Here is a 14153-nt window from a genome sequence, read left to right as displayed (position 1 = left end):
CTTCTTGCCCGAATTCAGCGGGATGTTTCCGTTTTTGATACTTTTTTGACAGGCTCACGGTATGCTGGGTGCCAGGAGATACAATCAAACACAAGGACAGGCAGTGCCAGAAGCTTTGCCTGTCCTACCAGCCTACTAAGGCAAGGAGAGTCCATCATGAAAGCAAGAATCCTTCTGGTGCTAGTCATTGTCCTGGTTCTGGTCGTGGCCGGCTGTGCTCCACTGTTTGTAACGCTCGACGACACCGCACCAGCAGCTTCTGACGAAGCTGTACCTTTCAAGGCCCGCTACCAAACCTATCCCGAGCCAGTGGGTCCCCCCCTGGACGGCATTCTCACGCTGAAAATATCTGCCGATGGGGAAGGCGACCCTCTGGGTAAGAGCACCTGGTATGCCGACAGCCAGGTCGACCTCACCCAAGTTCCCAACCTCCAAACCGGTACAATGGCGTTCACTGCGGCCAACGGCGATCAGCTCTTCGGCACCTTCGCAGGTGAAAGTTCGCCGCTGGAGGATGGGCCCGTCTCCTTCAAGGGCACCTTCCAAATCGACGGCGGCACCGGTGAGTTTGAGGGTGCGACTGGCTCCGGCGTCTACAGCGGTTCGGCCGAAGGCAGTGAGGGCATCCTCGAATTCGACGGTACACTCTCTGTACCGGAATTGCCCGGTCAAACCGCGAGCAGCAACCAGGTCACATGGATTCAGACCTATGATCCAACTGCCTCTGAGTTTCCCGAGGGCATTGCCACAGACAAGCAGGGCAATGTTTTCGTCAGCGTTGCGCCCCTTGGCCAGATCCACAAGATCAGCCCCGACGGCGCCAAGGCGCTTTTCTACCAGTTTCCTCCTGAAGCCCAGGTGACCGGCCTGGCAGTGGACGCGCCCGGCAACCTCTATGTGTGTGTGTTTACCGGAGGAACCGACCTCTCTACCCAGGGGGTGTGGCGCATCAGTCGCACGGGTGAAGCCACGCATCTGCCGGGGACGGAAAACATCTTCTTGCCCAATGCCCTGGCATTTGACAAACGGGGCAATCTCTATGTGACCGACACCTATGTACCAGGCTCAACACCTCCAGCCGGAGCCATCTGGCGCATTCCTCGCGATGGCGAGGCCCATTTGTGGCTGCAAGACTGGGAATTCCTGGGCGGGGTGGGCCAGATTCCCGGCTATCCCCCTTTGGGGGCTAACGGCATCTCCTTCCGCCACAATGGTCTTTATGTGGCCAGCACAGAGAAGGGGATAGTTGCTTATGTCCCAGTGCTGCCTGACGGTTCGCCAGGCGATCTGAGCATCGTTGCGCAGGGACCCGAACTTGTCATGATTGACGGCATCGCTCTGGATAGTCATGGTACCATTTTTGCCGCCCTGGTGGGCCAAGACCGGGTTGTGGCTGTGGATCCTGCCAGCGGCAGTGTCACGGAACTGGCTGGACCAGACGATGGGCTTGACGGGCCGGCCAGTCTGGCCTTTGGCGTCGGCAATGGGGAACGGAAAGACCTCTACTTCACCAACTATGCCATCCTCTCCCAGGCCCACCCAGGTGTGCTGAAGATGGATGTGGAAGTGCCGGGAATGCCGCTGCTGCAGTGAGCGTATTCCATTTCAAGTGGACTTAATCAATGAGGGTTATGATCCGGACTATGCGCGATTCCTGATGACTGCAAAGTTAATCAAGCTTAGCACTACAACGAGACTTCGGATTGAGCGAGCCGTTTCTTGTGATGGGAGAGATGTGCAGCGTGATTACGCCGCTGGCGATAGCCAACAATTTCAAGGGCAAGCTGCGGGTCGAACTCCGGTTTACGTAGAATGGTCCTTAACAGCAGAATAGTCTGAGGTAAGGTAAGTGCGGGTGCATCCTCATGAAGGTTTCGTTTCAAACGGACCAGGAAGAAATGGGCCAGGATGCAGAGGGTCATGTGATGATGCCAACCGATCCAACTGCGCACTTGGTAGTCACCCAAGCCGACTTCTTGTTTGCCTTCTTCGAAACAGGTTTCAATGGGCCAACGTATGCCGCTCAACCAGACCATCCTGGTCAAGGGTGTGTCGATAGGCGCATTGCTCAAGAAGCACTTCAACTCGCCGGTATCGATCTGGCGGCGGAAAACCAGCCAGAGATCAGGGCCGGGCAGGCCGTTGCGAACAGCCACGATGCGCAGACGGGCGAAATCACAGCCTCAATGGGGCCTTTGGATCCCTCCTTGACCGTGTGGCGAGACCAGGCAGTCGTTGGCAAGGCGTTGGCGATGTCGACAACGGTTTGCGCATCGGGTTCGCCCTCTTGCACCCGTTCTCTGGTAGGTTTGCGACCTTTCCCTTTCCATTTCGGAACAGTTGTTTCCGGTCGGACTTGCCATTCCCGAGTGTCGTGAGGCACCTCGGCGAAGTAGTAGACGCTTTCGCCCACACGGTCAAGGAACTTGCTGTCCCGCCCGAAGGCTTCATCACACGTTAACCAGCGAAAACGTAATGTGCCTGCCTCATGGACTTGTTTGATCATCTTCAAACCCAATTGCGGTTTGGTCTTGAACGCCAAGTCCCCTGGTACGCCGCATTGCTGTTTCTGCCTTGCCTCCACAGGAGGCAAGGCAGATTTGATCATCTATGGCAAAGTCTCGTTGTAGTACTAAAGCGATGTCACTTTGAAACCAAGGGTTGGATGGGAACGGCTTGTTCGGCCCCCCTAACCCAACAAAGGGGGGAACTCCGGTCACATCACCCCCCTCTGGGGGGCCGGGGGGGGGCTGTTCGGATGCCAACACGAGAGCAATGCCACTTTGAAACCAGGGGTTATGAGATACTCGCGCAGCATGGATGACTGCTTACAAACTCCTGGTTTCTATCAGGAATCACTTTAGACCCAAGTGGCCGCCCAGTTTTGAAGCAGGAGAAAGACCAGTGAAAGCCTTGAAACTGTAGCGCAGGCAGTCATTCTGTCTGCTGCTTTGAAAATAACAGCTATCTGATGGTTAACGCCTGGTCGCTGACCGGCAACACCGGCACGACGTCCGGAACCCATTTCCTGGGCACTTCGGACAACCAGGCGTTAGAACTGTGCGTGAATAACCAACGTGTATTGCGCCTGGAACCCGATGTGGACAGCCCTAACCTCATTGGCGGCCATAGCGGCAACAGCGTTGCAGCCGACATCATAGGAGCTACGATCGGCGGCGGGGGACAGGTCAATACAGATTAGCGCTGAAGCTACTGTGGTTATGCCGGAGAGCACAGTGCGCGGCATGGAAGCAGAAACGCATCTGGCTTTTCTGGCTTACACTTGACCATAACCTGGCTTTGTAGGCATTTTGTGGACACCGATATGCTATCCTGATAGAAACTGGCCTGTTTGCATCATTATCGATACTTGTGTTCCTGCCCATATTGGCATGTCCAAATATCACTTTCTGTCGATGCAATCGAGAAGGGAGACGACCCAATCATGGATAAACCACTTAACAGACGCCACATACTCCTTATCCTCGTCCCTATGCTCATTACCATCTTCGCCTGTGTGGGACCTGCAACGCCTACGACGCCGGGCATTCAAACCCCAACACCAACAATTGACACCGCTAAGGTGCTGACCGATTCCCAGATACGCCGGGAACTGCCCATCGTATGGATGGGTCCGGGCAATGTCAGCCCCTTGCCGCGGCTGCGGGATAGCAACTGGCACGACTTGGCTGCCGGCGGCAAGGTTACAACGGATCAGGATGGCGAGGCCTGGCTGGATATCAACGATTGCCTGCGAATCTACCTGTTCCAGGATAGCCAGTTGGTCAAGGCGGCTTGCCCCAAGTCCAGCTATTCCGGAGGCAATGTGACCTGCTCCCTGGCCGGAACAGGGGTCTACAACAACACTTGCGGCAGCCAGGTCGTCTTGCAGACACCGAGCGCCGACGTGGTGTTGGAGAGCACCTGGGTGGTACTAACCTACCTTCCCGATGAAAAACTCACGGTGGTTGTCGTGGCCGAGGGCGAAGCAGACGTATGGCCGGTGACAGAATTCGACACCCGCGAGACCACCCCCCGCCCCATCACCGTCCACGATCAAGAGCTGCTGTTCACGGCGCCAGACGATGAACTCATGGACATCTCTGGCCTTCCCCCGCGCGTGCCCCTTCCCCTGGTCGATGTCTATCCCCTGGTCGAGGAATTGGGCCTCGGGATATGGCTGGACCGCACTGTGAGCCGGGCTGATCAGGACAATGTGCCTTTCCCACAGCCGGATGAAATCGAACGGGAGCAGGCGTTCGTGGTTCGCGGCGCAGGCGGCCTCCTGGAAGACCCTCAGGTCGCACAGGCGGTCGCCCACGCGGTGGATTGGGATGGCATCCTGGAGGAGATGTTCCCCGATGCCGCACCTTTTGTCACGTTGCAGTTCCGCGAGGAAGACGTCACCACCGATCAACTCGAGTTCGATCCAGATTTCGTCTCTGATCTGCTTGAAGGCGCCGGTATTGCCGATGGCTTCGACATCGCAGTGCTGGTTGACGAGAAAGATGGCGAACTCTTCGAGGTCGCCAAATGGATTAGCGGGTCCCTCGCTGACGCGGGCTTACAGCCCGAATTCGAGGCCGTGCCACTCGACAGCGCACCCGGGTTGATCGAGGCGCTGCAGGCTGACGGCGCTCCCGCACTGTGGGTGGGTCGCGAGTTTGACGGCGTCGACCCCGTGGGCGCGGCTCCCTTGCCCACGCATACGCCCACCCCAACGCCATTTTGCACGGTGGTTTCCCTGCGACTAAACCTGCGCCGAGGCCCCGGTAAAGTCTTCGCACCGCCAATAACGACACTGCGGCAAGAGACTGAGTTGATTCCACTCTATCGAAATCCCGATGCAAGCTGGATCTACGTGAGCGTGCCGGACAGGAATCTGCGTGGCTGGGTGAGCGCTGGTAACCGTTATGTGAACTGCAATCGAAACATACGCCAGTTGCCACCGACTCTGGAACCTCCAACCCCAACGCCGACCCGCACGCCAACGGCCACCCATACGCCAACGCCGACGCCGACCAGGTTCGTCACCCCCACGCCGGAAAACATCATTTCCCTTCCGGGCATCCATCCCAGCGGCCTGGCGCTCGACCCGGAGCGAGGCCGCCTGTTCGTCGCCGGCCGTGATAGCAATGCCGTGCATGTAATCGACGAGAAGACGTTGCGGGTGATCGCTGAAATCCCGGTGGGCCAGCAACCCTTTAACCTCCACTATGACGGCAGATTCGTCTACGTGGCGAATTTCGGCTCGGATTCGGTGTCGGTGATCGACCCCAACCTGCTTGAAGAGGTCGCAGAAGTGCGGCTGGCCAGCGTCGGTGGGGAGCCGACCTTCATGTCCAGTAAGGACGGCCTCGTATATGTCGTGCTGCACAAGATGACGGAAGGCAGCGGCTTGGTCACGTTGCACTGCGGGTCGTCATATTCCACCTCGCCTGCGAATGTCCGCTGCAATCTGGGTGAACTGGTCGTGACCGGTTACGGCGCCTACGGGTTAGCGGTGGCGCAGAACGTGGGCGCGGCCTACGTCTCCAATCGCGATTCCTTCGAGGTGACCTCGTTGTCCATCCGTCCTGAGCTACGAACGCTGCCCAAGTATTCCGCACGCGATCTAGCGGGCAGCCCCTACGTGCTCGCGTTCAACTCCTTCTTTGAGGGTTCAGCCGAATATTTCTACCTCTACCTCACGCATAGCGCGCCGGGTGGATCGGTGAACCAACCCAACCTGCTGACCGTTTACACTCCCATGCCGGAGCTCTTCGAGTTGCGTACCGTCGACATCGGTGACGCGGGCCGAAACGGGGGCTACATCAGCGTGTTCCCAAAGGTGGGTTCTCGCTGGGATCACACCGTGTGGGTGAGTGCAGACCGGCAGGTGAGCGTCTTCGAGCCGGATCTCGGTCGGAAGATCACTGCTTTCGGCTCGCGCGCCGGCATCGGCAGCAATCCCTTTGCCATCGTCTTCAGCCCCACCTATCGCAAGGTGTACGTCAGCGACGGCGCAGGTGACTTCATCACCGCACTGGAGATTCCCTGAAAACCGGGTGTTGTTTGGTGATCCACAATCCCATCAGGCGACATTTACTTGGTAGTACAAAAGGAGGTGATGAATGGGGGAAACAACCTGACAGGTGTAGCGGTTTGGACCATCCGACAGGTCTCCCAGCACGGAAGACTCCAAACTCCAGATGTGAAAGCGTTTGCGAAAACCGATTAGAAAAGAGATGGAGGGTACAGTAATGACTGCCAAAAAGAAAGCTGAAGGCACAACGAGTGGAGCTGACAAACAGGGTGCCGATGTCCGCATCGAGGGACGAGTGCAATTGGAGAGCATGGACGCCATACCCAGCGACGTTAAGCTCATGGCCTATGCCTTCGACAAGCGAGGCAAACTGATTGGCCAGGCCCCGGTGGATCCCGAGGGCACGTTCAGTGTGCTACTCAGGATAAAGTCACGGGCTCCCGTAGAGATGTACATCGCGCCAGAGGCTGATCCCCAGGCGATCCGCAAGTCGCCCGCGTATAGACAACAGTTCTCAACCAAGGACTGGCTCGAGCTCGAAGAGGGGCTGCGTCTCAAGCCGGTGGTATTCCTACCGCGCCACCTGTGGTGGCCCTGGTGGCCCAAGTGGATCTGCGTCCACGGGAAAATCGAAAAGCAATATGAGGATGATGGCGTCACAGAGACCTGCCCCGTTCCCTTCGTCAAGGTGGAGATCTTTGATGTGGATCGGGAAGCTTGCTGGTGGCCCTACATCCTTCGCTGGTGGCCCCACCTGCTGGATTACCGGGTGATCGACCTCCCCAGACTACTGAAGGAGCCCCCTGAACTGCGCGAGCGCTTCCCGATCCCTGATCCAGTCCCGGATCCCTTCGTCCCGTTTGCTGAGCCGGCACCCGCGGCTCGAGAACGGCTGGCTCCAGGCGAAGCTATCGGAATCAACCCGCAACCCGAGCCGCCTATCGAGTTGAGGAAGTTGGTGGCAGCTGCCAAGCTTAGTCCCCAACCCGAACCGCCCGACCTGCCCGTGGCAGCCACGCGCTTTGCAGCGGGTCCAACGCTGGCCGGCGAAATCGCCAACCTCGATCCGCAGGTCGCCTCGCGGCTGGCCGGCCTGACGTTGACCTCCAAGATAGCGCCCTGGCACTTCTGGCCCTGGTGCTTCTTCAGCAAACAACTGATCTGTGAGACCACCACCGACGAAAACGGCAACTATCGCTGCTGCTTCAACTGGTGGCCGCTGGAAATCCGCAGGGGCCGGTTGCGCTGGGACGGGCGACCCGACATCATCATCCGGGTGACTCAGGTCGTCGACGGTGTGGAGCGGGTGATCTACATGGACCCCTACACCAGCACCCGTTGGAATGTGACTGACGCCGAAATCAACCTGACCCTGGATGACCCAGAGATCGTCTGCGGCCCTGGACACCCCCAGGCGCGGCCTCCGGGAACTCAGGTGTTCTTCACCCGCATCGGCAACGACGAGGTGTACTGGATTGACCAGGCCTCTGGGCTCTATGGTAAAGCACCGTGGAGCAACGTGGCCTATGGAAACTACTCCCCAGAGGCCTACTGGCTGCGGTTCTTCGGCCAGTTTGGCGACACCCTTAGCAGCGAGGCAGCCATGGCCGGTGCCACGCCACCCTACTTCTACAAACTGTCCTACAGCCAGGACGGCACCAACTTTACCCCTATCACCGCCAACCTGACCGACACCCGGGTGGCCAAGACCACCCTCTTCAGTGAGACCTTCAATCTGGGTCCCCATCCCGTTGGCAGCGAGCCGGCCCTGTACAGGGTCCGCAACTTCGCCGACTACTTCTGGTACAACCCGGACTGGCTCGGCGCCTGGAACACGCGGCCGGTGGAACCGGACACCGACACCTACATCGTGCGCCTGGAGATCTTCGATTCCACTGGCACCAAGCTCGACTCAAGCCTGATCGACTACCGGGACGGCACCCAGCCACCGCCCGCCGTGCTGCCAACCATGACCGACCAGTGCGACCTGAAGGTCACAGTGGACAACAAGCGACCAGAAATCTCTATGACGATTTCACCCAATCCTGGGGTGTGTGGTGTGATCCCGTGGGGTCTGGTGCCACCACTCAATATCGACGTTGAAGCATCCCACGAGAACAATCGATTGCGAGCCTGGCACCTGCGCTATGGCAAAGGCACCACCGCGGGCTCAACCCATCTCGACGGGGACAGCTCCTACGGCGGCAGCCTCGCCCCCGTGAGCAAGACCGTTAACGCCAATGCCATGCTGGCCGGACTGACCTCGACCTGCGCCTTCTGGGTCCGCCTGTGGGCCGCGCCGCACATCCGCGACGGCTATCGCTGGATCCACGGCGCATCTGACACCGACGCCGTCGTCATCGAGAAGTGCCCACCCTGTCCGCCCTGTCCGTGACCGGTTGCGTGGGAATGCTACACGCTGAACTACAAGAAATGCCCCCAGTCGAGGGATATCCTCGGCTGGGGCGATGTGGCAATGACACCATAACTCGCAAAACTGGTACACGAAGGACGGTATGCTGCGCAAGTCGATGTTGAGTTGACCTACGCCGATAACGGATGGTCCCCCTACTTGTCGCTGGAAGACGCGTCGAAATTGGACACAGTACGAGAGGCTCTTCGCCGAAACGATCTAGAAGCTGCGGCCAAGCTATCTCGCGTTTTCGTGTTTCGAGCCAGATTTTTCCTCCGGCGGGATGCTCGTCGCGAAGCACTCCCCACCGGGACGTATCAGTCGCAACCCGCAGCAGCATCTCCACACGCCAAGGACGCTGCAAAAGGGTCATTCTTCACCCAGTACCTTCCCGCCGCCCTTCTGCATCAGGGACGGCGGCAGCGCTGCCGTGGTGCCCAGACGAAAGCCGATTTCCGGGGTTTCTGGCAAGATTCAGGAAGTCTATTGCAAATCCTGCAAGGAACTGGTACTATTATCGCGTCACGCGCCCTGAACAACTACCCCTGTGTCAGCGAAGAGGTCTGGCACACGGCATGGCAGGTGGCCCAGGAACGTGGCCACCCAATAGAGACGCTTCGGCGTTCTTCGAGAACCAGACGCCAGGTTCATCCAGGAAAAAGGCAAAGAGCAAATTTATGGAATACATATCCCTCGGCAGGACCGGCGTGAAGGTTAGCAAACTCTGCCTTGGCTGCATGATGTTCGGCGGTCGAACCTCACCAGACGATTCGTACGATATCACCGACAAGGCGATCGACGCCGGCATCAACTTTCTGGACACGGCCAATGTCTACAGTCGCGGCCACAGCGAGAAGGTAACCGGCGAGGCCCTATCGCATCCTCGATCGCCGTATAGAGCGGGAGCTGCTGCCGGTGGCCAAGACCTACGGCTTCGGCATTATTCCCTGGAGTCCCTTGGCTGGGGGTTTATTGACAGGAAAATACGATCGCGCTCAAACTCCGCCCCCTGACAGCCGCTTTGCCACTATGCTCAAGGATTTTCCCCACATGGTTCGGCGCTACGAGACCGATTTCTTCGATGTCGTCGACGGTTTGAAACCAATTGCATCGGAGAAAAGCTGTACCCTCGCACAACTCTCGTTGGCCTGGTGTGTTCAACAACCGGTTGTTTCCAGCGCGATCATCGGGCCACGGACCATGGCGCAACTGGAGGATAACCTGGGTGTCATGGATGTTGTGATCACCGATGAGGATCGCTCACTAATCGATGCCCTTGTGCCGCCCGGCCGCATGGTGTCGCCGTTTTATGAGGCGGATTTTGGCCCACACTCGTATCGAGTTTAGCTAACGCGTTTTTCCTACCGTCCAAAGAGGATTTCCCTATCGAGCTTGTTGAAGCCGATGTCTTCAGTTCAACCGGAGGCGGCATCTGCCCGAAAGAAGCTCAACTTTTCGAAAAAGTCAGACTTCTGGAAACCTGGAGGTTCCGATGAAAGCTGCTGTGATTCAATCCCCCAAGACTGCTCAGGTGGTCGAGACCGATCGGCCCAAGCCCGGCCCTTCCGAGGTATTGATCGAGGTCGCCGCCGCTGGGATCTGTGGCACCGATCTACACATCTACCATGGTGAATACCAGGCAGTGTACCCAATCACCCCCGGCCACGAGTTCAGCGGGGTCGTCGCGACCGTGGGAGACGAGGTGCGCTACTTCAAACCGGGCGACCGGGTCACCGCCGATCCCAACATCTCCTGCAATCGCTGCCAGTTCTGCCAGCGAAACGAACCTAACCAGTGTGAAAATCACATGGCCATCGGGGTTACCCACCCGGGCGGTTTCGCTCAGTATGTAACCGTACCCGAGAGCAATGTGTTCGCGATTGGAGAGTTACCATTTGACGAAGCAGCGTTCATCGAACCCCTTGCCTGTGTGGTCTGGGGATTGAAAAGAGTCCAGATTCAACCGGGGGATTCGGTGCTCGTCATGGGCACGGGGCCAATGGGGTGCCTTATTACCCAGGCGGTTAGCCGTGCGGGTGCAACCACGGTCGTTGCTACCGATATACTGCAATCAAGATTGGATCTGGCGGCCCAGTTGGGCGCGACTGAAGTTGTGCTGGCGGATGGCGATCACGGGGAGCGCTTGAAGGCGTATGCGCCGGCGGGCTATGATGTGGTGATCGACGTGACAGGCCTGCCATCGGTTCTCGAGGAAGGGTTTGGTTACGTGCGCCCGCGGGGAAAAATATGGGTTTTCGGCGTCTGTCCGCCTCAGGCGCAGGCTTGTTTCGTGCCGTTCGATGTTTTTCGCAAGGATCTCAGCATCATCGGTAGTTTTGCGGTCAATCGCACCTTTCCCGAGGCGATCGCCTTGATTCAGAGCGACGCGGTAAACGTGGGGCCGCTGATCTCCCACCGGTTGCCCCTGGACCTGTTCAGCGAGGCGCTGGATATTGCGGAGAATGATCCCGAGCGAATGAAGGTGCAGTTCTATTTTGTTTGAAGCCTTTTCAAGTTCATCCGAATCCTTCCCAATCCTGCGAGCGAGTTTCTACTTGATCTGCCAGCTACGTGATCTGAGACGTTTCGCGGGATTACTGGCCGAGCCACCCCACCTTCCCAGCCAGCCCAGCGCTCACCACCCCCCGTTGCATCGACAGCGTAGTCGCCCGCGCCGCGGGTGGGCAAGCTCCCGTTTCAGCGTATTGCATCTGAACGCCATTTTACTCGATCGCGAACCATTGTCAGAGCGATTCTGGCGCCGCGCTTATTCCCGATCAAAGCACAAGCCACTCGCCGGACGATGCACCTGAGTAGTAGAGTCGCGTCAATGAGGCTCTGTATTTTACAAAATCATTCTCCGGCGGTCTCATCGTGAGCTCCGTTGGTTCGGATGTAGTTCTCTTGAACGGTACGCTACTTCGCTCAACCGCTACCCTCCGGCGATAAGTAGCGCCAGTTTCATATCACCATCGGTCAGGGCCACAGGCATTGTGCCTGCATGGTTGCGGATCCTTGGATTCGCGCCGGCAGCGAGCAACATGCGCAAACAAGCGATGTGATTCCGCTCCGTCGACCAATACACAGCCGTCTTTCCCTCCAAGTCCCGGTGATTGACGGTCGCGCCGTTGGCGATCAACTGCCGTCCCAAGGCAACCTGGTCTTGTATCGCCGCCCAGCTGAGAGGTGATCTATTCTCGGCGTCGACGGCATCAACGTCAGCACCGGCCAGGATCAGGCGATCCGCCTCAAGCACATCGCCAATCATACTTTTCCCCAGCATAATGCGATATGGTGATAGTGTCTGATCGCGTTGGATTCACTTGTTACCGATGGTGGGATCCCCGCGGGGCTCACGTTACTCCCAGGGAGGGAAAGCTCATGAGAAACTCTGTCAGGTCATTGTTTATCGTCACATTCCTCGTCGGTGTCTTGCTTGGCCCGGCGGGCCTGCCGACAGCGGCGCATCCCACGCCTGAAACGCCGCGCCCACAAGCATCGTCCGACCTCGACTTCAACAGCAGCCCGGTCGGCACCATGTGGCTAGCCGAGGACGCGATCTGGATCACGCTTTTTGAGGCAGAAGACACGGGGACACGGCGAGGGAGCGACACGGGGACTTTCGCCCCATCCCCGCGTCGCCGCGTCCTCCGCCCGCGCTGTCAACATCAAGCTCTCCTTCCCTGGATCCAATCCTGATGTACGCATCGAAACCTTCGACCCACTGGATACCGTGGTCAGCTATTTCATCGGCAACGACGCCGATCAGTGGCAGCCTGACGTGCCGGTTTGGGACAGGGTGCGCTATGTGGACCTGTATCCCGGCATCGATTTTACTTCCTCTACCCCTCGCTCTGTTGTCTTCGTGCCCGGCGCGCGGACAGTGTCTGCCAGGCTGATCCCCCGGGACGAGCTGGTCATCTCCCCCTCGCCCACTCCGCCCCCCCCCCGCCACACCGGTCGGGGGCAATTTGGATGGCAAGAGCTTGCGAGGTACTCGACCATTATGAAAAGACACCTTGATTTGACAAATGCTCATTGGCAGTTATACTTCAAGTGTTAGTCCCTTCCGGCGTTGTTTCCGATCCGTTCTCCTGAAAGGTCAATGTCGACTGATTTTCCATGTTTCTTCAGCCCAAGCTCTATCAACCCCGCTTGAACCCCGCTGCCTGCGCACGCTATGGATAATGCCCGTTTCTTATCTGTCTGCGTGTTCTATCCATCCGGCCACAGATCAAGCGCGCTCGCTAAAGGAGGTGTCCAAACACATACGAGGATCTCGCCTGCGTTGTCTAACCAATTTCTGTTTGCCTTTTCTGTTCACATAGAGGGAGAGACCTGATGAGAAATCTCAATGCGCCGTTCCCGCGACTACTGGTTCTGATACTTATCGCCAGCATGGTGCTCACGGCCTGTGCAGTGCCCGCCGCTCCTCCCGCCGCTCCTGCCGAGCCGGCGGAAGCGCAACCCGCCGAATCGGTAGCCGATGAGCCCATCACCCTGACCCTTTGGGGTGGTTTTCCTGAAATGGAACCCTTCTACAAGCATGTGGCCGAAGCCTACAAGCAGGATCACCCCAACGTCGATGTGGAGATCACGACCCAGCCGCTGCGCGAGTTCGAGCAGAAGCTGTCGGCCACCATCCCCTCGGATACGGCGTCTGATCTGATCGAGATATCCATGTACTCCAACCAGAAGTTCATCGAGGCCGGCCTGATCCCTGAACTACCGGCCGACGTCCAGGAGTTCACAGATACGGAGGGACGCTACTCCGAGTTCATGCACCAGAACAATACTTATGATGGCAAGGAGTACGGCCTGCCCCTGTTCATGGGCCGCACCGCCCTGTTCTGGAACAAGGACATGTTCGAGGAAGCTGGTCTGCCCGGCCCGCCCGAGACCATGGAGCAGATGTACGACTATGCCAAACAACTGGCCCAATACGACGATAGCGGCAACCTGACCCGCAGCGGCCACAGCTTGCGCCTCTCGGGCCAGGGCTCAGGAGTGGGCGAAAAATGGTGGTTCGTGCTCTATCCCCTTGGCGGCAGCATCCTGGAGGAGGTCGACGGAAAGTACCGAGCCGGCTACAACAACGACGCCGGTCGAGCCGCGCTCCAGTACTACATCGATGCCGTCCATAAGGACAATTGGGACGATCACGCTATCAAGCACGACGCCGAGGCCTTCGAGTTGGAGCAGACGGCCATGTTCTTCCGCGAGTCGTGGGTTATCGGCGACATCGCCAAGAAGAACCCGGACCTGAACTATGGCACGGCGCCCGTGCCTGCCGGTGAACGCTGGGGTCGTATCACCAATCCAGTTAACATCTACGTTACCCGTTCGGCTGAGAATGCGGATGTGGCCTGGGACTTCGCCCAGTACATGCAACAGCCCGAGCACCTGCTGTGGCTGTTGGAGAACGTGGGCTGGCTGCCTACCCGCCAGGACGTAGACTACTCGCCGGTCACGGACAAGGTTCCGCAGTTTGAGGCCTTCACTATGTCCGATCCCGACTACGGGGAGTTCGGCTACTTCGTCATTGCACCCTTTGACGAGGTTCTGACCAAGGTAGCCGAGCGACTGGTGTCTGCTTACCTGGACGAGAGCCTTGTGGACAACCCCGAGGGAATCGCCCAAGTCATCGAGGATGCGGCGAACGAGACCAACGCCGTTCTCGAACGCTCGGACATGTACGCCGGAGAGTAAGCCATC

General features: G+C 58.3%; 12 protein-coding genes. 9 read left to right on the top strand and 3 right to left on the bottom strand.

The features are described 5' to 3' along the window. The first annotated feature begins 156 nt into the window (after nt 1-156). Complete coding sequence (locus U9R25_12705; protein MEA3336767.1) at nt 157-1593, top strand: SMP-30/gluconolactonase/LRE family protein; 1437 nt, start codon at nt 157-159, stop codon at nt 1591-1593. Between the two features lie 92 nt (nt 1594-1685). Here the strand turns inward: U9R25_12705 and U9R25_12700 are convergent, their stop codons facing one another. Both U9R25_12700 and U9R25_12695 read right to left on the bottom strand, forming a co-directional pair. Then, nucleotides 1686-2027 carry a hypothetical protein gene (locus U9R25_12700; protein MEA3336766.1) on the bottom strand — a complete coding sequence of 114 codons (342 nt, stop codon included), beginning with the start codon at nt 2025-2027 and terminating at the stop codon, nt 1686-1688. Between the two features lie 53 nt (nt 2028-2080). Next, entirely contained in the window at nt 2081-2608 is a 528-nt protein-coding gene (locus U9R25_12695) for a transposase (GenBank protein ID MEA3336765.1), read from the bottom strand. Between the two features lie 363 nt (nt 2609-2971). Between U9R25_12695 and U9R25_12690 the strand changes: the two genes are divergently transcribed. The 6 genes from U9R25_12690 to U9R25_12665 all read left to right on the top strand — a co-directional run bounded on the left by U9R25_12690 (nt 2972) and on the right by U9R25_12665 (nt 10941). Continuing rightward, complete coding sequence (locus tag U9R25_12690) at nt 2972-3202, top strand: hypothetical protein (GenBank protein MEA3336764.1); 231 nt, start codon at nt 2972-2974, stop codon at nt 3200-3202. A gap of 243 nt (nt 3203-3445) precedes the next feature. After that, nucleotides 3446-6040: a hypothetical protein gene (locus tag U9R25_12685; GenBank protein MEA3336763.1), complete on the top strand. Its 2595-nt coding sequence runs from the start codon at nt 3446-3448 to the stop codon at nt 6038-6040. A gap of 202 nt (nt 6041-6242) precedes the next feature. Then, nucleotides 6243-8420, top strand: a complete 2178-nt coding sequence (locus U9R25_12680; GenBank protein ID MEA3336762.1) for a hypothetical protein — start codon at nt 6243-6245, stop codon at nt 8418-8420. A gap of 593 nt (nt 8421-9013) precedes the next feature. Then, nucleotides 9014-9451, top strand: coding sequence for an aldo/keto reductase (locus U9R25_12675; protein MEA3336761.1), 438 nt, complete (start codon nt 9014-9016; stop codon nt 9449-9451). Continuing rightward, entirely contained in the window at nt 9354-9785 is a 432-nt protein-coding gene (locus tag U9R25_12670; protein ID MEA3336760.1) for an aldo/keto reductase, read from the top strand. Before U9R25_12675 ends, U9R25_12670 begins: the two co-directional genes overlap by 98 nt. A gap of 145 nt (nt 9786-9930) precedes the next feature. Next, nucleotides 9931-10941 (top strand): zinc-dependent alcohol dehydrogenase family protein, encoded by a 1011-nt coding sequence (locus U9R25_12665; protein ID MEA3336759.1) that lies wholly within the window; start codon nt 9931-9933, stop codon nt 10939-10941. A gap of 429 nt (nt 10942-11370) precedes the next feature. Here U9R25_12665 and U9R25_12660 read toward each other — a convergent pair whose 3' ends face one another. After that, nucleotides 11371-11706: an ankyrin repeat domain-containing protein gene (locus U9R25_12660; protein MEA3336758.1), complete on the bottom strand. Its 336-nt coding sequence runs from the start codon at nt 11704-11706 to the stop codon at nt 11371-11373. A 306-nt stretch (nt 11707-12012) separates the two neighbouring features. Between U9R25_12660 and U9R25_12655 the strand changes: the two genes are divergently transcribed. Together U9R25_12655 and U9R25_12650 are read left to right on the top strand one after the other, a co-directional pair. Next, complete coding sequence (locus tag U9R25_12655; GenBank protein MEA3336757.1) at nt 12013-12501, top strand: hypothetical protein; 489 nt, start codon at nt 12013-12015, stop codon at nt 12499-12501. Between the two features lie 278 nt (nt 12502-12779). Beyond that, complete coding sequence (locus tag U9R25_12650) at nt 12780-14147, top strand: extracellular solute-binding protein (GenBank protein MEA3336756.1); 1368 nt, start codon at nt 12780-12782, stop codon at nt 14145-14147. Nucleotides 14148-14153: the final 6 nt, after the last annotated feature.

It is taken from the genome of Chloroflexota bacterium (assembly GCA_034717495.1).
Lineage (GTDB): Bacteria > Chloroflexota > Anaerolineae > JAAEKA01 > JAAEKA01 > JAYELL01.
This window is presented reverse-complemented; position numbering and strand designations above follow the sequence as displayed.

Coding starts and splice junctions, on each gene's coding strand:
- U9R25_12705 (MEA3336767.1), top strand. CDS start 157: ATGAAAGCAAGAATCCTTCTGGTGCTAGTCATTGTCCTGGTTCTGGTC.
- U9R25_12695 (MEA3336765.1), bottom strand. CDS start 2,608: ATGATCAAATCTGCCTTGCCTCCTGTGGAGGCAAGGCAGAAACAGCAA.
- U9R25_12690 (MEA3336764.1), top strand. CDS start 2,972: ATGGTTAACGCCTGGTCGCTGACCGGCAACACCGGCACGACGTCCGGA.
- U9R25_12685 (MEA3336763.1), top strand. CDS start 3,446: ATGGATAAACCACTTAACAGACGCCACATACTCCTTATCCTCGTCCCT.
- U9R25_12680 (MEA3336762.1), top strand. CDS start 6,243: ATGACTGCCAAAAAGAAAGCTGAAGGCACAACGAGTGGAGCTGACAAA.
- U9R25_12675 (MEA3336761.1), top strand. CDS start 9,014: ATGGCAGGTGGCCCAGGAACGTGGCCACCCAATAGAGACGCTTCGGCG.
- U9R25_12665 (MEA3336759.1), top strand. CDS start 9,931: ATGAAAGCTGCTGTGATTCAATCCCCCAAGACTGCTCAGGTGGTCGAG.
- U9R25_12660 (MEA3336758.1), bottom strand. CDS start 11,706: ATGATTGGCGATGTGCTTGAGGCGGATCGCCTGATCCTGGCCGGTGCT.
- U9R25_12650 (MEA3336756.1), top strand. CDS start 12,780: ATGAGAAATCTCAATGCGCCGTTCCCGCGACTACTGGTTCTGATACTT.